The 22,364-nt window shown below is 68.2% G+C and carries 19 protein-coding genes; 11 read left to right on the forward strand and 8 right to left on the reverse strand.

Annotation, left to right across the window (positions count from 1 at the left end; genetic code table 11):
- Nucleotides 1–225: 225 nt before the first annotated feature.
- Complete coding sequence (locus ACYQ78_RS34835) at nt 226–1,581, forward strand: aldehyde dehydrogenase family protein (protein ID WP_459805224.1); 1,356 nt, start codon at nt 226–228, stop codon at nt 1,579–1,581.
- Here the strand turns inward: ACYQ78_RS34835 and ACYQ78_RS34840 are convergent.
- The gene (locus ACYQ78_RS34840) at nt 1,578–2,351 is read right to left on the reverse strand and encodes an FHA domain-containing protein (protein WP_459805225.1); all 774 of its coding nucleotides are present in this window, start codon (nt 2,349–2,351) and stop codon (nt 1,578–1,580) included. The two genes, ACYQ78_RS34835 and ACYQ78_RS34840, sit on opposite strands and share 4 nt — an antisense overlap.
- 177 nt (nt 2,352–2,528) lie before the next feature.
- On the opposite strand from ACYQ78_RS34840, the gene ACYQ78_RS34845 reads away from it, so the two are divergent.
- Nucleotides 2,529–2,768 carry a hypothetical protein gene (locus ACYQ78_RS34845; protein WP_459805226.1) on the forward strand — a complete coding sequence of 80 codons (240 nt, stop codon included), beginning with the start codon at nt 2,529–2,531 and terminating at the stop codon, nt 2,766–2,768.
- 103 nt (nt 2,769–2,871) lie between these two features.
- Nucleotides 2,872–4,728: an MGMT family protein gene (locus ACYQ78_RS34850; protein ID WP_459805227.1), complete on the forward strand. Its 1,857-nt coding sequence runs from the start codon at nt 2,872–2,874 to the stop codon at nt 4,726–4,728.
- A 47-nt stretch (nt 4,729–4,775) separates the two neighbouring features.
- Here the strand turns inward: ACYQ78_RS34850 and ACYQ78_RS34855 are convergent, their stop codons facing one another.
- The gene (locus ACYQ78_RS34855; RefSeq protein ID WP_459805228.1) at nt 4,776–5,834 is read right to left on the reverse strand and encodes a lytic polysaccharide monooxygenase; all 1,059 of its coding nucleotides are present in this window, start codon (nt 5,832–5,834) and stop codon (nt 4,776–4,778) included.
- A gap of 68 nt (nt 5,835–5,902) precedes the next feature.
- On the opposite strand from ACYQ78_RS34855, the gene ACYQ78_RS34860 reads away from it, so the two are divergent.
- The 4 genes from ACYQ78_RS34860 to ACYQ78_RS34875 are packed head-to-tail and all read left to right on the forward strand — an operon-like array spanning nt 5,903 to nt 9,934.
- Nucleotides 5,903–6,745, forward strand: a complete 843-nt coding sequence (locus tag ACYQ78_RS34860; RefSeq protein WP_459805229.1) for a nuclease/transposase family protein — start codon at nt 5,903–5,905, stop codon at nt 6,743–6,745.
- Complete coding sequence (locus ACYQ78_RS34865; RefSeq protein ID WP_459805294.1) at nt 6,727–7,170, forward strand: RNA-guided endonuclease InsQ/TnpB family protein; 444 nt, start codon at nt 6,727–6,729, stop codon at nt 7,168–7,170. Before ACYQ78_RS34860 ends, ACYQ78_RS34865 begins: the two co-directional genes overlap by 19 nt.
- The gene (locus tag ACYQ78_RS34870) at nt 7,167–9,215 is read left to right on the forward strand and encodes a spermine/spermidine synthase domain-containing protein (protein ID WP_459805230.1); all 2,049 of its coding nucleotides are present in this window, start codon (nt 7,167–7,169) and stop codon (nt 9,213–9,215) included. Before ACYQ78_RS34865 ends, ACYQ78_RS34870 begins: the two co-directional genes overlap by 4 nt.
- On the forward strand, nt 9,212–9,934 hold the full coding sequence (locus tag ACYQ78_RS34875) for a phytanoyl-CoA dioxygenase family protein (RefSeq protein WP_459805231.1): 723 nt from the start codon (nt 9,212–9,214) through the stop codon (nt 9,932–9,934). Before ACYQ78_RS34870 ends, ACYQ78_RS34875 begins: the two co-directional genes overlap by 4 nt.
- A gap of 11 nt (nt 9,935–9,945) precedes the next feature.
- On the opposite strand, the gene ACYQ78_RS34880 is transcribed toward ACYQ78_RS34875, so the two are convergent.
- Both ACYQ78_RS34880 and ACYQ78_RS34885 read right to left on the reverse strand, forming a co-directional pair.
- Nucleotides 9,946–10,821: a hypothetical protein gene (locus ACYQ78_RS34880; RefSeq protein WP_459805232.1), complete on the reverse strand. Its 876-nt coding sequence runs from the start codon at nt 10,819–10,821 to the stop codon at nt 9,946–9,948.
- A 4-nt stretch (nt 10,822–10,825) separates the two neighbouring features.
- The gene (locus ACYQ78_RS34885; protein WP_459805233.1) at nt 10,826–14,293 is read right to left on the reverse strand and encodes a WD40 repeat domain-containing serine/threonine protein kinase; all 3,468 of its coding nucleotides are present in this window, start codon (nt 14,291–14,293) and stop codon (nt 10,826–10,828) included.
- Between the two features lie 207 nt (nt 14,294–14,500).
- On the opposite strand from ACYQ78_RS34885, the gene ACYQ78_RS34890 reads away from it, so the two are divergent.
- Nucleotides 14,501–15,040, forward strand: a complete 540-nt coding sequence (locus ACYQ78_RS34890; protein ID WP_459805234.1) for a matrixin family metalloprotease — start codon at nt 14,501–14,503, stop codon at nt 15,038–15,040.
- A gap of 110 nt (nt 15,041–15,150) precedes the next feature.
- Nucleotides 15,151–16,035 carry a HEAT repeat domain-containing protein gene (locus tag ACYQ78_RS34895; RefSeq protein WP_459805235.1) on the forward strand — a complete coding sequence of 295 codons (885 nt, stop codon included), beginning with the start codon at nt 15,151–15,153 and terminating at the stop codon, nt 16,033–16,035.
- Here the strand turns inward: ACYQ78_RS34895 and ACYQ78_RS34900 are convergent.
- On the reverse strand, nt 15,987–17,351 hold the full coding sequence (locus tag ACYQ78_RS34900; RefSeq protein ID WP_459805236.1) for a hypothetical protein: 1,365 nt from the start codon (nt 17,349–17,351) through the stop codon (nt 15,987–15,989). The genes ACYQ78_RS34895 and ACYQ78_RS34900 overlap by 49 nt on opposite strands.
- A gap of 182 nt (nt 17,352–17,533) precedes the next feature.
- Between ACYQ78_RS34900 and ACYQ78_RS34905 the strand changes: the two genes are divergently transcribed.
- A complete protein-coding gene (locus ACYQ78_RS34905; protein ID WP_459805237.1) occupies nt 17,534–17,698 on the forward strand; it encodes a DUF5999 family protein in 165 nt (54 codons plus the stop codon).
- A gap of 4 nt (nt 17,699–17,702) precedes the next feature.
- Here the strand turns inward: ACYQ78_RS34905 and ACYQ78_RS34910 are convergent, their stop codons facing one another.
- Together ACYQ78_RS34910 and ACYQ78_RS34915 are read right to left on the reverse strand one after the other, a co-directional pair.
- Entirely contained in the window at nt 17,703–19,043 is a 1,341-nt protein-coding gene (locus ACYQ78_RS34910) for a cytochrome P450 (protein ID WP_459805238.1), read from the reverse strand.
- A gap of 121 nt (nt 19,044–19,164) precedes the next feature.
- On the reverse strand, nt 19,165–20,964 hold the full coding sequence (locus tag ACYQ78_RS34915) for a hypothetical protein (RefSeq protein WP_459805239.1): 1,800 nt from the start codon (nt 20,962–20,964) through the stop codon (nt 19,165–19,167).
- A 160-nt stretch (nt 20,965–21,124) separates the two neighbouring features.
- Here ACYQ78_RS34915 and ACYQ78_RS34920 point away from each other — a divergent pair, with 160 nt between their 5' ends.
- Nucleotides 21,125–21,781, forward strand: coding sequence for a DUF305 domain-containing protein (locus ACYQ78_RS34920; RefSeq protein WP_459805240.1), 657 nt, complete (start codon nt 21,125–21,127; stop codon nt 21,779–21,781).
- Between the two features lie 66 nt (nt 21,782–21,847).
- On the opposite strand, the gene ACYQ78_RS34925 is transcribed toward ACYQ78_RS34920, so the two are convergent.
- Nucleotides 21,848–22,129: a hypothetical protein gene (locus tag ACYQ78_RS34925; protein ID WP_459805241.1), complete on the reverse strand. Its 282-nt coding sequence runs from the start codon at nt 22,127–22,129 to the stop codon at nt 21,848–21,850.
- Nucleotides 22,130–22,364 lie beyond the last annotated feature (235 nt).

Here is a 22,364-nt window from a genome sequence, read left to right on the forward strand (position 1 = left end):
GGGTAACAGCCCCGGGCCTGGGCTGATTCCGACAGTGCCCGGCCTTCCGGCCCTGAGCGATCCCGGCAGACCGTGGGCTTCCGGCCAGGTAGGTCCTCACGGAATTCCGCGCCGGTGCGGCGAGGTGCTTCGCCTGCGTGATCGACGCTGGTCAGCGGCGGGAACCCGTAGACAGGGACACTTCGTCCCTGGATGCGCTTTCCGGCACCCGGCAGGTTCGATGGCATGACAACCATCCCCGTCTTCAACCCCGCCACCGGCGACGTGATCGCCGAGGTGCCCGCCGGTACCGCCGCCGACGTCGACCGGGCCGTGGCCACCGCCCGCGCGGCCCTCCCCGCCTGGTCGGCGACCGACCCGCTGGAGCGCGCCGCGATCGTCGGCCGCATCGGCGAGGGCCTGCTGGCCCGTACCGACGAGATCGCCGCCCTGATCACCGCCGAGATGGGCGCGCCGATCGGCCTGTCGCGCACCGCGCAGATCCAGTTCCCGGTGGCCGTCGCCCAGTCGTTCGCCGCCCTCGCGGAGACCTTCGCCTGGACCGAGGAGCTCGGCACCTCCCTGATCGTCCGCGAGCCGATCGGCGTCGTCGGCGCCATCACCCCGTGGAACTTCCCCCTCCAGCAGATCGTCTCGAAACTCGCCCCGGCGCTGGTCGCGGGCGACACGGTGGTCTGGAAGCCGTCCGAGATCGCCCCGCTCACCGCTCGCGTCCTGCTCGAAGTCGCGGCCGAGGCCGGCCTTCCGGCCGGGGTCTTCTCCGTCGTGTACGGCACGGGCGAGGTCGTCGGCGAAGCCATCTCCGCCCACCCGGACATCGACATGATCAGCTTCACCGGCTCGACCAGGGCCGGCCGCCGCATCGGCGCGGTGGCGGCTGCGACGGTCAAGCGGGTCGCCCTGGAACTGGGCGGCAAGGGGGCCAACGTGATCCTCCCCGGCGCCGACCTCGACGTGGCCGTACCGACCGGCGTGGCGATGGCCTTCACCAACGGCGGTCAGGTCTGCGGCTCGTGGCCGAGGCTGCTCGTACCCGCCGACCTCCAGGACGAGATCGTCGCCCGCGCGGTCGCCGTCGCCGAGGGCTACACCGTCGGCGACCCTTTGGCGGAGACGACGATGATCGGCCCGATGGCGTCGGAGGCTCACCGGGAGAAGGTGCACGGCTACATCGAGCGCGGCCTCGCCGACGGCGCCCGGCTGGTCTTCGGCGGCCCGGGGCGCCCGTTCGAGAAGGGAGCCTACGTCCACCCGACGATCTTCGCCGACGTCGACCCCACATCGGCGATCGCCCAGGAGGAGATCTTCGGCCCGGTGCTGACGATCATCCCGTACGAGAGCGTGGAGGAGGCCGTCGCCATCGCCAACGGCACCGCCTACGGCCTGACCAGCGGCGTCTTCGGCCCTCCCGACGAAGCGCAGGCCGTGGCGCTGCGCATCCGGGCCGGCCAGGTCGACGTGAACGGCGGCCACTGGAACCCGCTCGCCCCCTTCGGCGGCTACGGCCAGTCGGGCAACGGCCGCGAGTTCGGCCGCTTCGGCCTGGAGGAGTTCCTGGAGACCAAGTCGATCCAGCGCTAACCGATGACGACCAATATTGCGGCGACGACAATGACGCTGGCGAGGAGGAACAGCAGGCAGCCCGTCACCGACGCGGGCCCGACGGCCGCTCCCGTCGTTATGTTGTGCACCCGGCGGGCATGCAACGTGCCCCTTTTCCAGCGACCGGTGACCCGGACCTCGTCCCCTTCGTCGAACGATCCGTCGAACGCGGTCGCCCGTAATTGGATGGGAACCGGGGGAAAACAGTTTCCGGCCCGGTCGAACCGTTCGAGCCGGAACGTCAGGACGATCAGCCCGCCATTCTCGCCGTAATTCTCGTGACGCTGCCGGACGCCCCGTACATAACCTTCGACCGTGGCCCGTCCACGCCGCCGCGAGAAGTCGCGGCCGGTCGGCCGGGAAGCCGCATGCGGACCCCACCAACCCACATGCGGCCCCCGCCGACCGAAGTCGGCCGAGGTGGGAGCCTGGTCAGGGCGGTAACCGGACCACCGGCCACCGGAGACCATGAACACGATCCGGTTCTGCCCGACCTCGATCTCATCGCCGGGCCGCAGCACGAATCGGGTGGTCACCCTTCTGCCATTGACATAAGTGCCATTCGACGACCCCCGATCACGAAGGCACCAGCCACGGCGCCGCCGCTCCAGAAGGGCGTGTTTTCGCGAGACCGTCGAATCCAATGGAAACGACACCACATTTCCTCGCGCGCGCCCTATGGAGACACGTCTGCCATAGAGCTCTACAGGTGCGGAACCGTCGACAACCTCAAGATAGGCCCGTTCCATTCTTCGACGGTACGTCGATCCGGCACGCCCCGTGATCGACCATCGACGGAGAGGAACACTAATGCGCGTCTTTTCGGTCGGAAGGTAGGGCCACCGGTCTTCCCAGAGGCAGAATCGTCGAGGAGGGTCGCGTCGACCTGGGTGTGAAGGCCGCTGCCCCGCCTGATCGAACGAGAGATGTGGAAGTACGCCGACCGGCACGCGACTACTGTCGAGATCATTGCCGCGCCGGTCGAGACGGCGACGGACCAGGACTTCGGTCCGGCGCCCAACATCGACGAGTCGGTGGCCGACACCGCCCGCGACATGGTCAAGGCGATGAAACGCGACGTCATCACCGATGGTGTCTCCCTGGAGGACCTACGCGCCAAACTTCGGTCCACGATCAATCGGTTACTCCCCAGGCACGGAATATGAAACCCACCCACTGCTCGCCGTCCGCGTGATCATTGGTGGCCGTCGCCGACTCAGGGCCGCAATACTGGATCAAAGCGCCGACGACCGAACAACGGAGCCTGTCGTGTCCTTAACCGAGAATTTCGCGCCGATCTTCCGCGCGGCCATGGAGGTCCTTCGTGATGCGAATGGCCCAATGCAGCCGAACTCGGTGTGTGAAGCCGTGGCAAGCCAGGTGGAGATCGCTCCTGAGTACCAACTGCCCGATGCCCAGGGCCAGGCACTCTGGTGGTCGCAACTCGGATTCCGGACCGGCGAGGCGGCGGCATTGGGCTGGATGGTCAAGAGAAACGGGTGGTCCATAGTCGAGGCCGGCATCGCGGCATTGGAGGAGTTCCCGGGGAATGAGCTCTTCCGGGAGCTGACCCGTCAATATGAGGCACGGAGGCTTCCCACCCAGGAACGTTCCTATGCCGACCCTCGCTGGAAGACCGTTCTTGAGGCGCTGACCTTCGTCGAGCCGGGCAACTGGACGACATATGGCGAGCTGGCGGAATTGGTTGGAATGTCACCCCAGTCTGTGGGCGGGTTCATGGCCTCGGCGTCGGGCGGGGGGAGCGCCCACCGGGTGCTTCAGGCGAGTGGACGTATCTCTCCCGGCTTCCGATGGCCGGACCCCGAACGCACCGACCAGCCGAGGGAGGTCCTGGAGCAGGAAGGACTGCGATTCGATCCGAGCGGGCGCGCGGACTCGGCCAAGCGAATCACCGTGCTCGACTTCCGCTTGCTGATGAGCACGGAGACGGTGGAGAAGGAGCCGGTCGCCGTGGCTCCTCCCGCCTTCCACCAGTTCCAGCAGAACCTCAATTACGCGCGGCAACTGGTGCACGGCGGCCGGAATCTGGAACTCCTGCAAGTCGGCGCGTTCGATGTGACCGACCTCTACCGGGCCGCGTGGACCCAGGCCGTCGCTGCGCTCGACCACTGGGTCACCCGGGAGATCGTCGACCGGGGAGTGGCGCTGGCGCAGCAGCCGAAAGTGGCTCGGCCGCCGAAGTTCAACAATCTTTCGATGCCGGTGGAACTCTTCGAGAAGGTCCATCACCACGAAGCGCCTCTCGGCGAGACGTTCCGTGCTCATCTGGAGCAGGTCTTCGGGTTCATGACCTTCCAGAACCCCGAGAAGATCAAGGAAGGTTTCGCCTACGTCAGCGCGGTCAACCTGTGGCCGGCCGTCGCCAAGGTCCTCACCGACCAGGATCCCACCACGCCGATCTCCGCCGACGGCGTGCGCACTCAACTCAGGGAGATCGCCTGGAGGCGCAACAACATCGCCCACACGGCCGACCACGATCCCGAACTCTCCGACCACAAGAAGCACATCACCGCCGAAGAGGCCGAGCGCACTATCGCCCAGCTCGAATCCATCGCCATCGCGATCCTGCTGGCGCTAGGCGATCCGCTACCGGTCGCGGAGGATGTCAGGCCCGCCGAGGCCGGACCATTCGGGAGCGGCGACGGGGTGGGTCAAACATGGGATGAGGAGAGCCTCCTCGCCGCCGTGCACACCCACTGTCCGCCTGACGTGGCCACCACCCTGCTCGCCCTCTACCGGCACGCGGAGAGCCATCCCGCTTTCCGTGGCTACAGCTTCGGCGAAGCCGACCACCCGTCGGTCGCCGCGTCATTCAGCCTGGGTTACGACGAAGCGGCCGTTTGGAGCATCCACATCGGCGAGCACAAGACGGTCCTGTCCCTGAACTTCGAATGGATGCGCAACCGGGGCCCTTCCACCCAGCGCCTCGCCCAGTTCGCCGACGCGCTCCTGCCGCTGCCCGGCTGGGCGTCCGCACGCCAGGCCGTCTTCGCCGCCGACTTCTCCAAGCGGGCCACGCTGGGTCCCCTGGTCCTCGCCCGCAGCAGTACCGCCGGAGTCATCATCGCCGCCCTGAACGACCTTCTGAGCGGGGACGCGAAGTGACCTGCGGTGCTCCCGCCCACCGCGATGGGCGGGAGCACCTGCGGTCATCAGACCGCCGTGCAGGTCAGCGTCGGTGCGGTGCCCGGGGTGCCGGACGCCAGCAGGCCGAACGTGGCCGACCCGCCCGGGGACAGCGAGCCGTTGTAGTTCACGTTCTTGGCCGTGATGGCTCCGCCGCTACTCGTCAGCGTCGTGCTCCACGACGAGTTGACCGTCTGCCCGCCGGTGTACGTCCAGTTCACCGTCCACCCGCTGATCGCCTGGGACCCGGGCGAGACCTTGACGTCGGCCTGGAAGCCGCCGCCCCACGACGAGACGACCGTGTACGTCGCGGTGCACGACCGCGGGCCGGACGACGGCGTGGGAGTGGGGGTCGGGCTCGGGGTCGGCCGCGGGGTGGGCGTCGCCGAAGGCGTGGGGCTGGGGGTGGGGGTCGGCGTCGGGCTGGGGTTGGTGCTGCCGCCCGTGAAGTTCACGTCGCTGCAGAAGTAGTAGGACTGGTCCATGTGGCTGGCCTGCCAGACCGTGAACACGATGTGCCGGCCCGACCGGTTGGGGGCGTTGACCTCGACCGGGGTGGTCGCGCCGGTCGGCACGCGCCCGACCTGGCCGACCAGTTCCAGGTCGCTCCACTTCAGCGGGGTCGTGAGAGCGTTGAAGCCCTGCTTGGTGGCGTACACGCGGATGTAGTCGGCGCCGTGGATCGCCTGGTCGGTCATGTTCAGCGTGAACCGCGTCGGCTTGTCGACGGTCTTCCACGCGCCGAGCGTGTCCATCGCGGCGTAGCGGCCACCCTGGGTGCGGCCGCCGCTGCAGAGCTGGCCGTCGGGGACGGCGGCCTGGTGGTTGCCGGCGACACCCTCGCGGTAGAGGCCGTTCCAGTTCCACATGGCCTGGACGTCGGTCTGCCAGGCCTGCCAGCACATCGGGTCCTGCTGGGCCATCGCGGGGTTCTGGAAGTCGCCGCCCCACCGCTGCCAGCAACCGTAGTTACGGGACGGCGGGTCGGTGACGGAGCCGTGCGCGAACGCGGGCACGACCAGTGCGGTTGCGAGGAGTAGTAGGGCGCCCAGGGCCGTGAGCCAGGTCCGGGAGAGCGTGTGCACGGAGCTCCTCCTAGGAGAGGTGTGGGGGGCGCCCAACGTCTCCTAACTCACTGTCAGGGACAACGGTGATGGGTCGGCGCCCGGACACGACCTGCACGTTCACAACGGAGGCGTTGAACGGTTCAGGTGAAGTGGTGCAGGTGAAGATGCTGCCGACGCCCGAGCAGGCGACGGCGCTGGAGGCGACCCCGCGCATGGTCAACCTGGCCGCGAACCACGCGTCGAAGGTCGCGTTCGAACGGAACGCGCGCCGCCACTACGACTTGAGGAAACTCACCTACGGCACCGTGCGGGAGGAGTTCGGTCTCGCGGCGCAGGCCTCCCAGCACGCGATCAAGAAGGTGGCCGACGCCTACACCGCCCTGAAGGGCAACCTCCGGGCGGGGAACCTGGGCCCGGAAGGCTCGCCGCGCCGAGCCAGAGCCGAATCCAAACCGATCACCTTCCGTCCCGACTCCGCCCATCCCTATGACGACCGGCGCCTGACCTGGAACCACGACGCCCACACGGTGTCGATCTGGACGACGGCCGGCCGGCTCAGGAACGTGGCCTTCACCGGCTTCGCCGACCAGTTGAAGGTGCTCACCGCGCACCGCAAAGGCGAATCCGACCTGGTTCACCGTGACGGCATGTGGTTCCTGTACGCCACCTGCGACCTGCCCGACGTCCCGATCGCCGACCCGACGACCTTCGTGGGTGTGGATCTGGGCATCGCCGCCATCGCGACCACGTCCGACGGCACGCTCTACGCCGGCAAGGCCCACAACGCGATGCGTCACCGGCACCGGGAACTACGCGGCCGGTTGCAGGCCAAGAACACCAAGTCCGCGAATGACTCCTCAAACGGCGCTCCCGCAAAGAGGCCCGCTTCGCCGCCGACACCAACCACGTCATCAGCAAACGCATCGTGACCGAGGCGAAACGCACCGAGCGCGGCATTTCACTGGAAGACCTGAGTGGAATCCGTGACCGGGTACGGCTCCGCAAGCCCCAGCGGGTCACTCTGCACTCTTGGAACTTTCACCGATTGGGCCGCTTCATCGCCTACAAGGCGGCCCGTCAGGGCGTGGCTCTGATGTATATCGATCCGGCCTACACCAGTCAGGAATGCTCGGCCTGCGGGCATGTCGACAAGAAGAATCGGCCGAGTCAGGCCGTCTTTTCCTGCACGTCGTGCGGCTTCGCTGAGCACGCCGACGTCAACGCGGCCCGCAACATCGACTCGCGCGCCGCCACGAGCCATCGGCGGCCGGGAGCTGCGAACTCGGTCGTACACAACCGAGTAGTTGACAGACCCTGGTCACACTATGACCGGTTCGCTAACGTGCCCCCGTGACTGTCCAGAAGGAAGCCCCCGCCCGTCAGGACGACAACGAACCCCTCCACTGGCTATCGGTGCGTCCGCGCCTGGTCGTGGCGAGTGGCTTGATGCTCTTCCTGGAGTTGTCGCTCATCCGATGGACCGGCTCCAACGTCGTCCATCTGAGTTACTTCACGAACTTCGTCCTGCTGGGGTCGTTCCTCGGGATCGGGCTCGGGTTCCTTCGGGTCGGGCGCACGAAGCGGCAGCCCTACTACTCGCCGGTGCTGCTGGCGCTGCTCGTCCTGGTCATCAGCTTCTTTCCGGTGCACGTCAACCGGCAGGCGGAGGGGATCCTCTACTTCACCAGCCTGGAGACGAGCGGGCCGCCCGCCTGGCTGATCCTGCCGGTCATCTTCGTGGTGGTCGCGGCGGTGCTGATGGGTCCGGCGGAGCTCGTCGGGCGGTGCTTCCCCGAGCTGCCCCGGCTTGAGGCCTACCGCTGGGACCTCGTCGGGTCGCTCTGCGGCATCGGGCTGTTCACGCTGCTGTCGTTCCTGAGCGCGCCGCCGCTGGCGTGGGGGCTCGTGGTCGCGATCGGCTACTTCGTGGTGTTGCGGCCCCGCAAGATCCTCGGTGGGGTGCACCTCGCCGTTCCGGCGCTGCTGGTCATCGGGGCGCTGGCCATCGAGACGTTCTCCGCGGGCGCGCTCTGGTCGCCCTACTACAAGGTCACCACCCAGGCGTTCAAGAACCAGGGTGTGGACGTCCTGGACATCCAGGTCAACGGTATCCCCCACCAGCAGGCCATCCCGGCCGCCAAGCGGCTGGAGTGGGAGGCGCAGTACGGGATGCCCTACCAGCGGGCCGTCTCGGCGACCAAGAGCCTCGACGACGTGCTGATCGTCGGCGCGGGCAGCGGCACCGACGTCGCGATCTCGCTGCTCAAGGGCGCCAAGCGGGTCGACGCCGTCGAGATCGACCCCAAGCTGCGGCAGCTCGGCGGGGAGTTCCACCCCGACAAGCCCTACTCCGACCCGCGCGTGACGACGCACATCAACGACGGCCGGGCGTTCCTGGAGCGGACCGACAAGAAGTACGACCTGATCCTCTTCGCCCTCCCCGACTCGCTGACCCTCGTGTCGGGCGCGAGTTCGCTGCGGCTGGAGAGCTACCTGTTCACCGAGCAGGCCATGCAGGCGGCGAAGGAGCACCTGAAGCCGGGTGGCGCCTTCTCGATGTACAACTACTACCGCGAGAACTGGCTGATCGACCGGCTCGCGCTGACCGCCGAGGCGGCGTTCGGGCACAAGCCGTGCGTCGACATGACCGGCTGGGGCGGGCAGGCCGTCATCACCGCCGGGCTCACCACGGCCGACCAGGCCTGCGGGCAGGAATGGGCGGGCGCGGCGGCCAACACCCCGGCGCCGACCAGCGACGACCGGCCGTTCCTCTACCTCAGCACGTCGTCGATCCCGTCGCTCTACCTCATCGCGCTGGCGCTGATCCTGGTCTTCAGCCTGCTGGCGGTGCGGTTCGTGTCGGGGCCGTTCCGGCAGATGCGGCCCTACGCCGACCTGTTCCTGCTCGGCGTCGGCTTCATGCTGCTGGAGACCAAGAGCATCACCGGCTTCGCGCTGCTGTTCGGCACCACCTGGGTGGTGAACGCGATCGTCTTCGCCGGGGTCCTGGTCGCGGTGCTCGCCGCGGTGGAGGTGACGCGCCGCTTCCGCACCCCGTCCCTTCCGTTCATGTACGGAGTGATCGCGGTCGGCCTGGTCATCGGCTGGCTCGTGCCGAACTCGTGGCTGCTGTCGCTGCCGCTGGTGCTGCGGATCCCGGTGGCGGTGGCCATCGCGTTCCTGCCGATCTTCGCGGCCAACGTGGTGTTCGCCAAGCGGTTCACCGACACCGACGACTCGACGACCGCCTTCGGCGCCAACCTGCTCGGCGCGATGGTCGGCGGCTGCCTCGAGTACGCCGCCCTGGTGCTCGGCTACAACTCGCTGCTGATCGTGGCCGGCCTGCTGTACCTGGGGGCGTTCGTGCTGCTGCCGAGGGCGTCCCGGGCGATAGCGTGATCGACTTCTACCGCGACAACGGATACGTCCTGGTCAAGGGCCTCCTCACCAAAGAGGAGGCGGCGGCCTACCGGGAGACGACGCACGCGTTGATCTCCCGGCTGCGGGCGGTCGACCCGACGTGGGCGGTGGCCAGGAAGCTGACCGACCGGCACACCGAACTGCGCCACTGCCACGACGCGCAGTACTACGAGGCCGCCTTCACCCGCCTGCTCGTCGACCCCCGCTTCACCGAGGTGGCCGCGCAGGTGGTGGGCTCGCCCAACGTCCAGCTGCACCACACGAAGATCTTCATCAAGCCGGCCGAGCACGGCTCCCCGTTCCCGATGCACCAGGACGCCGCGCACTTCCCGCACACCCGCCACACGATGGCGGCGGCCATCTTCCACTTCGACGACGCCCCGGAAGAGAAGGGCTGTGTACGTGTGGTGCCCGGCAGCCACCGCGACGGCCCGCTCCCCCACGTCGAGGAGGGCGGCTGGCACCTGCCGCTCGACGCGTGGCCACTGTCGTCGGCCGTCCCGGTCGAGGCGGAGGCGGGCGACGTGCTGTTCCTCAGCTATCTGCTGGTGCACGGGTCGGGGCTGAACACCTCGGGCGAGGACCGGACCACGTTCCTGGTCCAGTTCCGGGACCCGGAGGATCGGCAGGCGGACGACGTGCATCGGTCGCGGGGGCAGGGGATGATGCTGCGCGGGGTCGACCCGGGTATGCGTTGACCCCGGCCGCTTCACAGCTGCCAGCGGGCCTTCCAATATCTCTTCCCGGCGACGAAATCACCGTAGACGAAGCTCGTCGAGCCGGTGACGGGATTCTTGGCGATCCCTATGCCGTTGATCCCCCGCGATTCCCGGTATTTTCCGTTCTTCTTCTTGGATAACCAGACCACCACGGAGCCCGACGTGGCGTCGTCGTTGCTCAGGTCCACTTGGGTGGTGTGTTCGAAACACCGGTACTTCTTCCCTCCGCCGTTCCTCGGCTGTTTGACCGTCTTCGGCTTGCCGATGTATTTGACCTGCACACCGGCTTGCGAGATATAGGTCAGGCGGATGGGCCCGGCGACGACCAGCACGTCGTCCGATGGCCTGAACCAGGCATCCACGTCACCGGCTTCACCCGGGTCCAGCCGGAGAGCGAAGAGGCCTGTTCTGGAGGTCGCCACCGTATCGACCTCGTCCCACTCTCCTGCGCTGGGCCGGAACCGGACGGAGACCGGCTGGCGGGCGAAGGGCACCCACAGCCCGCCTCGTTCGACCTCCAGTCTGCCGGTGATCTCCGTGCCCTGACCTTCGACGACCTCCACGGGGTCGGCGGCGAACTCCCGGAATCGCACCGGCTCTTTCGTCTCCCCCGGAACCACGATGTCGACGACCGCCGTCTCTTCGGCGTCCTCCGCCTTGGCCGTCCACACCCCCGGTGAATTGCGTGGGCCCAGGAAATGAGTGGCGGACCAGTTCTTCTTGCCTGTTCCCATCGTGAACAGCAGGCGCCGCCAGCCTCCGTTCGGTTGTATCAACAGGCCTTGGAGAACGGCCCCCGAGGGGTTCACGACGGTTACTCTGATCCGGCCCTGAACGGGATCGTATTTCGCGCGCAGATCGTCCACTGCCTCAGCACACCTTTCTGAACGACGCGTTGCGGATGTGTTCGTTCCAGAGCTGTTCTTTCATCGGGTTCCCCAGGCGGTCGCAGATCATCGCGGCCACGAGGGCGGGCGACACCGGTGTTCGCAGGACCCTGCCGTCGGCGCCGATGCTGTGCAGCGTCTTCCCGTCGGGGCTGAACGCCAGGGCCAGCACCTCGGCCGCGTGCGCCGGGATCGGTCCTCCGATCGGCCGGTCCTCCTCGACGTTCCACAACCACAGGAGGCCGTCGTCACCACCGGCGGCCACCATGCGCCCGTCGCGGGTGAGGGCGATCACGTCGAACCTGTCCGACGAGGCGGAGGAGGGCCGCAGTTGCCGCAGCAGGTTCTTTCCGGTGCTGTCCCAGATCTCCACACCGGCCGCCTTCCGGCCGATGGCCATCGTCTTCCCGTCCCTGCTGAAAGTGAGGGACAGCACCGAGCCCGGAGTGCCGCCGAAGGTCAGGGAGTGTGCCGCACCGGCCCGCAGATCGAACAGCGTGTAGTGTCCCCAGCCGTAGCTGGCCAGCAGGCCGCCGTCGGCGCTGAACGTCATCCGCACGCTGCCCGCGACGCCGAGTTCCCCGCTCCATTCCCGCCGCTGGACGTTCCAGAGCTGGACGTCGCCCCATTCGGTCGTCACCGGAGCGACGGCCAGGGCTCCCGACTTCGGGTCGAACGCCAGTCCGCCGATGTCGTTTCCCGGGATGGGGAATCGCATCAGGGGACGCCGCTGTGGCGGGACGTTCCAGATGACGACCTCGGCGTCACCCTGCTCGCCGTAGGCCAGCAACCGTCCGTCGGCGCTGAAGGCCACCCGGCCTTCCGGATTCCGTGGCGTGTACAGGGTCCGGATGCTCTTTCCCGTGGTCACGTCGAGGAGCTTGACCGTCCGGCCGGCGAGCACGGCATACCGGGTGTCGTCGCTGAAGGCGGCGGCCCGTGCCTCGTGGACGAGAGGACGTAGCGCGGCCAGTTCGGTGACCTGGATGCGGAGCGCGCCGTTCTCCAGGAGCAGATCGAGGGCGCCGGTCTGCTCGTCGAAGCTCATCGCCTCGGCCGCGCCCTGCACCGTGTGGCGGAACACCCGCTTGCCACCCGTTGTCCACAGGCTGATCGCCGAGCCCTCGTCCACGATCAGGTAGCGTCCGGCGGAGCTGTAGTCCACGGCACGTGGATCCACGCCCCGGAGCGGGAAGGTGGTCTGCTTCCGTGACCGGATGTCGACGAGACGCATGCCGGAGCCGTCGGCGACCGCCAGGGTCCCGCTGTCCGGGCTGAAGGCGGCGACGCCGTTCATGCCGTCGATCGGGCGGAACGACAGGGGTTCTCCTCTGGCACGGGCCACTCCCAGCCGGTGGCCGTCGTCCTCCAGCAGTTCGAAGACCGACCGGCCGTCCGGGGAGACCACGACGTCGGCCACGGTGATGGCCGGCTCCCGCCACATCGGTGCGGACAGGTCGGTGAGGTCCCAGATCTCCCAGGCCCCGTCGGGGTCCTGAACCGTCAGCACGTCGCCGGACCGGTTAAGGCCGAGCCACGCGGCGCCGGATCCGAAGCGGGCCGGACCGCCGCCGGTCGGGCGCCACAGCTCGACGTCCTCGGCGGTGCCGACCACCAGCGTCTTTCCGTCGGCGCTCACGGTCATGGCCGTCGGATCGCGCGAGACTCCCGTGACACGGCCCACGGTGCCGCCCGTCGCCAGGTCGGTCCAGGTGGCGGTGCCGTCGTTGAGGACCACACGCCGTCCGTCGGCGCTCAGCGCGTAGCGCAGCACGGTGCCGGTGGCGATGAGCGGAGGGAGCAGGTGGGTCTCGCGCTGGGCCAGGGCGTCGTACAGGGCGCGGACGGCCTGGGGTTCGTCGCGGGCCAGCTCCCAGGCGGCGACGCTGAGGTACTGGGCGGCCACGGGGTCGGTCGCGCGAAGGGCGTTGGCGCGGGTGGCCGCCTCCTTGGCCGCGATGACCTCCTGTTGCCGTCGTTCGGACTCCGCGCTGACCACGGCCACCACGCCGACCGAGAGCGAGACCGCCAGCAGGATCGCCACTCCTGACCTGACCCGGCGGCGCCGCCAGGTGAGCAGGCGTTCGCGGGCGGCGGAGGCGGCGAGGAACGCGCGCTCCAGCGGGTTGAGGCGGAGGAGTTCCGACTCACCGCCGGACCACCAGGCCAGCGCGGTCCGCAGTGCCGCGCCCTGGTAGAGCTCCGCGGGGGTGCGCCCGCTCCGGTGCCAGCCCTGGGCGGCCCGGCCCAGCGGGCCCACCACGCGCAGGGTGTCACGCGAGGCGTCGAGCCATGTCCGCAGGCGCGGCCAGGCGTAGACCAGGGCCGGTCCGGGCAACGTCACCGACTCGCCGAACCGGACGACCACTCCGGCCTCGGCGAACGCGGCCACGATCTCGTCCATCACCGCCGGTGGGGTCTCGGCGTCGCGGAGGCTCTCGGCGTCGACGTGGCCGACCGAGAAGTCGGACCCGTCGCCGGGCTGCACCAGCCGGAGGAAGAATCCGGGCACCCGCGCCCGGCACCCGGGATCGAGCCGCACGTAGACGTTCTCGGCGAGCTCCCCCAGCGACGGATCGGCGTCCGGCTCGGGCGGCGTGACCGTGCGCGCGGCGTCCCGGCCCGCCGTCAGGAGCGAGGTGGTGCCGCCGGTCCCGCCGAGCAGGGCCCGTAAGAGTGCCCGTGCGGTCGGCCGCCGGGACGGATCACGGGTCATGGACGTGTGCACGAGCTCGCGCAGCGTGCCGTCGAGCGGCGACAGGTCGGGAGCCGAGGTGAGGATGCGGTGGTAGAGGGCGGTGATCTCGCCCCGGCCGAACGGGAGTTCGCCGGTCGCGGCGAACAGGACGACGCCGCCCCAGGCCCAGATGTCGGCCGCCGAGCCGACGACCTCGCTGTTCACCTGCTCAGGCGACATGTAGGCGGGGGTGCCGCCGACCCGTGAGCTGTCGGAGGTGAGCGTGGTGCCGGCCACCCGGGCGATGCCGAAGTCGATCACGCGGGGACCGTCGGCGCCGAGGATGATGTTGTGCGGCTTGAGGTCGCGGTGGACCACGCCCACCTGGTGGATCGCGGTCAGCGCGGTCGCGACGCCGACGGCCAGGTGGTGCAGCGCCGCCGGGCCGAGCGGGCCGTGCTCCTCGATCGCCTGCTGGAGCGTGGGCCCGGAGATGTACTCGCTCACGACATGGGGCAGGTCGCCGTCGAGGTCGGCCGCGATCAGCGGCGCGGTGCAGAACGGGGCGACCCGGCGCGCCGCGAGGACCTCTTTGGTCAGCCGGGCGCGCACATCGGGACGCCCGAGGAGTTCCGGCTGCATGATCTTGACGGCGTGCCGCCGCCCGGTCTTGTCGTATCCCTCGTAGACCACACCCTGCCCACCGGCGCCGAGGCGTCTCGCCAGCAGGTATCCGCCCACGTGGGTCGGATCACCGGGGACGAGATTCGCCATCGCCGACAGGCCCTCTTTTCAGTGGCAGACAGGCCAGATCGTAAAACGCGGACGGCCTTTCGGTGAATTGCGTTACCCGCCACCGATTCGACCGTTTCTCATGATTCGCCCGCCCAGAACGGTTGATGCATGGCCGAAATCACAGGCTTGACAGGTTCGGCCGCCGAACGGATTCTTCGGAGAGTGTCTCCGCGAGAGGCGTTTCTCATGCCCTCCATCGATCTGAACATTATCGGTGTCGCGTTCAATCCGGTCGCCAAGGCGTACAAGCCGGAAATGAAGGCCACCGTCGACGAGGTCGGGAAAATCTTCGGCACCGTGGGCCTGACCCTCAACACCGTCACCTTCTATCGCATCCGGGCCAAAGACGCCGGTGCGCGAGCGGTGATCAGTAATTTCGCCGAGGCCGTCGACCTGACCCAAGAATGGTCGGGCATCGCGACGAGCGGAATCAACGTCTTCGTGGTCCGCCAGCACGTCATCGGAACCTATGGCACCTCGCCCGAACCCAAGCAGTGCACCGGCGACGACAAGGAGCAACTCGGCGCCGTGGTCGAACTGAACCCCGAACTGACAGGGACGATCACCGCCCACGAGATCGGCCACTACCTCGGCCTGTCACACCTGCCCGACGAGCCGGACAACCTCATGCACCCCACCGTCCCGAACGGCCGGAAGCTGACAACCGACCAGTTCGAGAAGATGGCGCGGCACTGCGCCGTCACCAGTCCCGCGTTGGAGCCGTGATGGTCGCCGTCCCCGTCATCCCCGACGCCTACCGGAATCTCGAGAGCATCGAGAGGGCCCTCGCGGGCGCGCTCCCGGAACTGCCTCCCTCGGCCGCCCTGCGGCTACTGGTGAGCCTGGACCTCTCCGTTCAGGAGCGACTGGAGTTTCTCCGCAACGTCATCTCGTCACCGGATTTCCCCGATCACGTGCGTGCGGCGGCCACGCTCACCATTCCTTTGATCGACCCTCGTTCCGCCCCTGATTTACTGGCCGAAATCCTGCAGATGGCCGACCGGCCGGAGTTGGTCACGGCCAAGGCGGTCACTCTTCTCGGGCAACTCGGCGACGAACACCACATCGATGTCCTGAGGAACGTCGAGGAGTTCCCGGCCTCGGAGTCGGTCAGGGAACTCGCGCGTTCCGCCGTGAATCTGGCGAAGAGCCGGCATCACCTTCCAGGTCTGCGTTTCCCGCCGTACGAACGCGTGCACCCCGGCGCTGAACCGGTCGTGGAAATATCCGGCGAGGAGGTCGGCTTTCCCCTTAAAGACCTGACCGTCGAGGGGATCCGGAAGATTTTCCCTGACGTCACTCGCGACGATTTCAGCGTCTACAAACTCAGATGCGGCGACAAGGTCATGGCATTGGCGATCCGCAGAGAACTGGCGGTGAATCCGGGCCTGCTTCTGGAGACGACCCATCTGGCGGGCGTCGTCTCCGTCGTCCACAACGAGACCGAGACGCTGGAGCCGATCCACCTCGCGATGACGGATCCGGCCGATGGACGGCTGTGGGTGACCCGCCTGTCCGGCGAACTGCTCTGTGTCGGCGAGGGTGGTCACGACGGGAGTGGGTTCCTTTTCAAGCTGATGTCCGTGGCGGGGCCGGGCGTTCCCCTCCTCTGGGCGGATGTGCACATCGCCGAGGGCCGTCTGCTGATCAAGGGTCAGTCGGCGCTCCGGATTCAGCGGGGGCGGACCCTCGAACCCTTACCGGACGACGAGGAGGACTGATCCCGGACGTACAGCCGGATCGCGTAGCCGAGCGACCGGTAGACGGGCCCCTTCTTGTAGTTGTAGTGCAGCATGAGCTGCTTGGCCCGGTCCTGTTCGGAGTCGAGGTCCTCCGGTTTGGGGTAGTTACGGCTGACCGTCCACACCCGGTCGCCGAGCCTGATCTCGGAGCTGGGCAGTTCGCGCCCGGCCAGCGTGCCCGAGGCGGCGCCCGACTTCATCAGCGCCACGTCGCGGAGGTTGGCGAACTCGGCGGGGTAGGCCTGCGCGACCAGCCGCCGGATCGACGGCAGGTAGACCACCGTGTCCCCAGGCAGTGCCAGTTGGCTCATGAGCTTCGCGACGGCGGCCGGGTCGTCGCTGCGCGAGTCGAGCCGCCGGGCCTCCGCCTGTGCGGGCAGCGCCGGCATCATCGTCACGGCCAGCAGCACGGCGGCGGCCGGGACGGCCACCAGAGGCCGGGCCAGCCGGGCGATCCCGTCGACGGCCGACCCGATCAGCAGGGCGAGCCCGATGACCGCGTACAGGACATAGCGCTCTTCGTAGTAGGGCTTGACCTGCGACAGCAGCAACAGCAGCGCGGGCGGTACGACCATCAGCGGGACCGCCACCACCCGCAGCGGCCCGCCGCGCAGCATCCCGAGCACGGCCAGCACGACGGTGACCCCGGCGAACCCGCTCACCAGCGCCCCGGCGTCGGCCCACGTCGGCGCGGTGAGCCGGGCGACCTGCGCGCTCTGCGGATAGGCGACCAGGATCAGCGGCACGCTCGCCGCGAGCGCGGCGCCCGACGCCGCAGACCACCGTCGCCGGTCGATCAGCAGGCCCGGCACCGCCAGAGCGGCCAGCACGAGGAGCGCGGTCAGATTGAGGTAGGCCGCCACGGTCACCGCTGTGGCGTACATCACCCAGGATCGCCGTACGAGCGCGTACACCGCCCAGGCCACCGCCGCACACACGAGAGCGGGTGAACGGCCCTCCTGGGCGTAATGGGACACGACGGGCAGCAACGCATAAGCCGCCCCGGCCGCGAGACCGCTGCCGCCCATCAGCCGGGCGGCCCCGGTGACGGCGAGTGCGGCCAGACCGGTGGCGAGCACCGACGGCAGCCGGATGAGGATCTCCGGGTCGCCCGGGAGGTACAGCACGGCGTGGACGATCAGGTAGTAGAGGCCGTGGACGGCGTCGACGTTGCCCAGGGTGGCGAACAGGTCGCCGAGCGGGCGGCTCGCGATGGCATAAGTGGTCGCCTCGTCCTGCCACATGGAGCCGCGATCGAGGCCCCAGATTCCCATGGCGACGGTCAAGACGAACACGACAACTCGTGTCATACCCCTGCAACTGCCCCGGACTTGGGCTGCAATCCGCGTACAGCGGACGGAAAGCGGAGTGATAGTGAGGCAGGTCACTCTATAGATGTCCAAAGTAGGAAGTCCGGGCGCAAATCCGCGGATTCGTTCGTTTGATGATCCAGGAGCTCACCTGAGAGGTCGCGATGATGTGTCAGCATCAGCCCCAATGTCCGTCCCCTTACGCCTCCGACCGCGTCTCCGCCCACGTCGTGGCGGCCCATCCGGAACAGGGTTGGAGCCTGCTGTGCAACGGGGTCGTGCTGTTCGAGGACCTCGGCCTGCTGCTTCCCGACGGCAGCGCCATGCGCTAACCGTTCAGGCGGCCCACAGACGGCGGACCGTTCCGGTGACGGGGCCGGGAGCGGGGGTGCGCTTTCCGGTCCGCACCAGCACGGGCTTCGCGGGGAACGCCGTCGCGCCGTGCCTGATCACGTAGTCGACGTCGGTGGTGAGCAGCGACGGCCACTCCATGAGCCCGAGGGTGGTCCGGATCTGGAGGTCGGCGAAGGCCGCGCCCAGACACCGTCGCGCACCGACGCCGAACGGCAGGAACGCGTAGGGCGAGACCTTCGCGTCGGTCCAGCGCCCGGGGCGGAAGACCGCCGGGTCGGGGAACGAGCCCGGGTCACGCTGTTCGAGCAGCGGTGAGGCGAAGGCCAGCGCGCCCGCCGGGATCGTGGTCCCGCCCACCTCGACGTCCTCGACCACGCGGCGGGGCAGGCTGAACGGCACGGTCGGGATCAGCCGTTGCGACTCGCGGACCACGGCGTCGAGTTCCTCCTCGCCGTCGACGGTCAGGCCGGGGGTGCCGAGGATGGTCAGCAGCGCCCAGGTCATCGACATCGCGGTGGTCTCGAACCCGGCCGAGAACAGGGCGTGCAGTTCCCCGGCGATCTCGGGGGTGGTGAGCCGGTCGCCGTTCTCGTCGGTGGTGTGGCAGAGGATCGACAGGGCGTCGCTGCGCGGCTCGTCGGCCCGCTTGCGCTCGATGAGCAGGGACAGCCGGTCGTAGATGGCGGCGATGTCGCGGGTCCAGCGGCCGTAGGGGGTCCAGGGGTGCTCGCGCTGGAACATGAAGACCAGCGGGTTGGTGATCGGGCCGAGTAACGAGGCCACGGCCTCGGCCAGTTCGGCGTTCTCCTCGTCGGGTTCGAGACCGAGCAGGCAGACCAGCAGGTTGGCGCGGGTGATGGCGAGGAACTCGGCCGCCATGTCGAACGGCTCTCCGTCGCTCGCGGCGAACTTCGAGCGTTTGAACGTCCGCGCGAACACGGTCGCGTAGTGGTCCATCGCGCTCTTGTGGACGATCGGCATCAGCAGCCTGCGGGCCCGGCGGTGCCGGTCGCCGTTGAAGGTGATGACGGCGTCGAACATCTTCGACCAGGGACGTCCCTGCGGAAGCGCGAAGACGCCGTCGCTGAGCCGCTCGAAGACGTCGTTCTCGGTGAAGTAGCGGCGCGCGCCCTCCTCGCCCCGCAGCAGCACGACCGAGGCGTTTCCCCTGGTCAGCGGGACCACGGGACCGGGGAACGCGGAGGCCACCCGATCCATCGCGAACCAGGCGGAGTGCCGGAGGAACCTGAGGTTGTTGACGACGGGGATTCCGCTGGGCCCGGCCGCGTCGATCCGCAGCGAGGTGTCGAACATCTTCGCCATGCCGCACACTTTCGTTCGCTCCAGCGGAGCGTATGCGCGGGATCGGGGCCCATCAAGAAAACTTCATGTGAACGGGCGGGCCCCCGAGGGGACCCGCCCGCTTTCTCACTTACTCAGGTGACTACCTGCCACCCTTGAGAACGGTCTTCGCCAGCTCGTTCAGCGAGTCCTGGAGTCGCTTCTGGGCCGGGTCGGACTTCTTCAGCAGGGCGGCGGCGGTCTTCAGGGCCACCGAAGCGAGGAGCTTCTGGTGGCGGTCCTTCAGACGCTGGGCCTCGTCGATCAGGGCGTCGACGGCCTTGGCCTGGATCTTGCCCAGACCGGCGCGCTCGGCCTGCGTCTGGTAGGCGCGGACCAGCTCGAAGCTGGACTCCCACGTGACACGCGGCTGACCCTGCGCGTTGAACAGGTTCAGCTTGACCGCCTTGGCCGCGTCGATCTCCGTCTGCGCGACGGAGGTCGTCGGGGCCAGCTTGAAGGCGTCGAAACCGCGGGCGATCTCGTTGCCGTAGATGTGGCCGTTGTACCAGTACGCCGACCAGAAACCGCCGGTCACCAGCGAGGTGGCGTTGACGGGGCCACGGTCGAAGTAGCCGATCTCCTTGGGGTTGGCCGAGTCGGTGAAGTCGAAGACCGACAGACCGCCCTGGTACCACGCCTGGACCATCACGTCACGACCGGGGATCGGGATCAGCGAGCCGTTGTGGGCCACGCAGTTCTCGAGGGTGGTCTGCGGAGCCGGCAGCTTGTAGTAGCTCTTGAAGACGAGCTTGCCGTTCACGATGTCGTAGATGGAGTTGGCACCCCACGACGGCTGGTCGGTGTCACGGCAGCGGGCGCCGGAGCCACCGCCCCACTCGTCGGTGAAGACGACCTTGGTGCCGTCGTTGTTGAAGGTCGCCGAGTGCCAGTACGCGTAGTTCGGGTCAGAGACCGCGTCCAGGCGCTTGGGGTTCACCGGGTCCTTGATGTCGAGCAGGATGCCGTTGCCCGCGCAGGCTCCGGCCGCCAGCCCGATCTCCGGGTACGCGGTGATGTCGTGGCACGCGCTGGTCACGGGGCGAGGCGACCAGTTGGTGCCCGACGGGTGGGTCGCCGTCGGCGGGGTGTTCTGCAGGCCGTCGATCGCGCCCGTGGCGGGGTCGGTGAACAGACGGGGCTGCGCCACGATGGCGGCGTTCTGCGGGGCGTCGAGCGGGACCTTGATGATCTCGATGCGCCACAGCGAGGTGTTCGGGTCGGTCGCGGCGGTGTTGGCGCAACCGGCGAGCTCATCCGCCGACCGGACACTGGAGGTGCCCTGGACGTAGATGTAGACGTTCTTCTTGTCCTTGGGGCTGGTCACGACGGTGTGGGTGTGCGAACCACGGCACGCCTGCACGGCCGCCACCTGGACGGGGGCGCTGATGTTGCTGATGTCGAAGATGCGGACACCGCGGAACCGCTCAGGGTTCACGGTGCCGGTGGCACCCTGCGTACCGCAGTCGATGCGACCGCGGGTCTCCTCCACCGAGATGAACAGCAGGTTCCCGTAGACGGACAGGTCACCCTGTCCACCGGGGCACACCACCGACGTCTTCAGGACCGGATCGGCGCCGGTGCTGATGTCGTAGATGTTGAAGCCCTGGTAGTTCCCCGAGAACGCGTAGTTGCCGCTGAACGCGAGGTCGGAGTTGAGGAACGAGCCGGCACCGGGGCTGTCGGGGTTGACGAACCCGGCCGGCTTGTCGTTGTGCTTGGTCAGTTCGAGGCCACTGATGGCCGACTGGGCGTCCAGCCAACCGGCTCCGAGGCCGACACGGGGGTCGTCGGCGGCCTGCGCGGGTGCGGGCAGGAGCCCCGCGACTAACACGCCGGCGGCGATGATCCCGAGAGTGCGTAGTCGCGCGCGTGCACCACGCGCCGAACGGCTACTGGTCAAGGGCCGTCCCTTCTGGTTGGAACCTAGGCCTTATGTTGGGCGTAGGTCCTATGTGGTATTTCACCGCGTACCGTAACCGAAAGGGTCTTGATGTTCTATACGTAGACATATCTACTTTTCCGGACAGATGCCGACGGTACAGCGGAAGCAGCCCCACACCATGAGCCCATTGCGTCAACTGAGCGCATTACTGCTGGTCACCAGCTTGGTCGCCGGATGTAGCGAGGATTCGCCCCCGGCCCCCCAGGCGCCGGTCGTCGTGCAGCCCGGTGCTCCCGGACAGGCCGCCAAGACGCTCACGGGCTCCGCCGTGCCCTCGGCCTCCGCCGCTCCGTTCACCGCCGCCGACGTGATCTTCTTCCAGGGGATGATCCCCCACCACGCCCAGGCGCTCCGGATGACCTCGCTCGTGCCCACCCGGACCAAGAACCGGGACGTGACCCTGATCGCCGAGCGCATCTCGTCCACGCAGGACGACGAGATGACCCAGATGCGCAAGTGGCTGACGTCCAGGGGACAGGACGTGCCCGACGCGAACCACCCGCACGGAACCGGCGAACCGATGCCCGGCATGCTGACCGAGGAGCAGTTCGACCGGCTGGAGAAGGCGAAGGACGGCGACTTCGACCGCCTCTTCACCGAGTTCATGATCGGGCACCACATGGGCGCCCTGGAGATGGTCGGGAAGCTGTTCGACGGCGGCGGCGGGGTGGAGACGGAGAGCTACATCTTCGCCACCCACGTCGACTCCGACCAGCGCATCGAGATCGACCGCATGCAGCGGCTGCTGGCCTCCATGGGAGGGCCCCTCTCGTAAAGACCCCCGGGAGACCACCACCGCCCGGGTGATGACCCGGGCGGTGGAGGCGGGAGCCGCTAGAGGCTAGTCCCAGTAGTAGTACTCCTCGACGACGTAGTCGTCGTCCCAGTACCCGTCGTCGTCCCAGTCGTCGTAGTAGTAGTCGTCGTAGTAGTAGTCGTCGTCGTCCCAGTCGTCGTAGTCCCAGTCGTCGTAGGTCGTGGACGCGGGCGTGGCGACCGTGCTGACCGCGGTAGTGGTCGTGGCGCTGACCGTTTCGGCGTCAGCCGCCGAGATAGGCCCCAGGGCCAGGGCCGCCGCACCGAGGACCCCCGCCCCCACCGTCGCGACTCGCTTACCGATCATGGCTACTCCTCCTAGGATTCGCCTGGCTTGCCATTTCAGGCTTGCCGACGACCGGGGGGCGGCTCTAGGGGGCGTGGCGTCCTTTTGACGGCGCACCGGCGAGGAACTGGCCACCTGGGGGGCCTGGGCTTTTATGTCGGGCTTATCGAGCTACGTTGCGGTGCGCGTTGAGTGGGAATGGGTTGGGGACGAGCAGGGCCGAAGCCCGGGATCTCCTGAGGCGGCGGCGGTGTGG

Source organism: Herbidospora sp. RD11066, assembly GCF_054661255.1.

Excerpts from the sequence above, each read along its gene's own strand:
- ACYQ78_RS34910 (WP_459805238.1), bottom strand. The coding sequence starts at position 19,043 with ATGGCGAAGATGTTCGACACCTCGCTGCGGATCGACGCGGCCGGGCCC.
- ACYQ78_RS34845 (WP_459805226.1), top strand. The coding sequence starts at position 2,529 with ATGTGGAAGTACGCCGACCGGCACGCGACTACTGTCGAGATCATTGCC.
- ACYQ78_RS34835 (WP_459805224.1), top strand. The coding sequence starts at position 226 with ATGACAACCATCCCCGTCTTCAACCCCGCCACCGGCGACGTGATCGCC.
- ACYQ78_RS34840 (WP_459805225.1), bottom strand. The coding sequence starts at position 2,351 with ATGGAACGGGCCTATCTTGAGGTTGTCGACGGTTCCGCACCTGTAGAG.
- ACYQ78_RS34885 (WP_459805233.1), bottom strand. The coding sequence starts at position 14,293 with ATGGCGAATCTCGTCCCCGGTGATCCGACCCACGTGGGCGGATACCTG.
- ACYQ78_RS34925 (WP_459805241.1), bottom strand. The coding sequence starts at position 22,129 with ATGATCGGTAAGCGAGTCGCGACGGTGGGGGCGGGGGTCCTCGGTGCG.
- ACYQ78_RS34905 (WP_459805237.1), top strand. The coding sequence starts at position 17,534 with ATGTGTCAGCATCAGCCCCAATGTCCGTCCCCTTACGCCTCCGACCGC.
- ACYQ78_RS34920 (WP_459805240.1), top strand. The coding sequence starts at position 21,125 with ATGAGCCCATTGCGTCAACTGAGCGCATTACTGCTGGTCACCAGCTTG.
- ACYQ78_RS34890 (WP_459805234.1), top strand. The coding sequence starts at position 14,501 with ATGCCCTCCATCGATCTGAACATTATCGGTGTCGCGTTCAATCCGGTC.
- ACYQ78_RS34860 (WP_459805229.1), top strand. The coding sequence starts at position 5,903 with ATGGGTCGGCGCCCGGACACGACCTGCACGTTCACAACGGAGGCGTTG.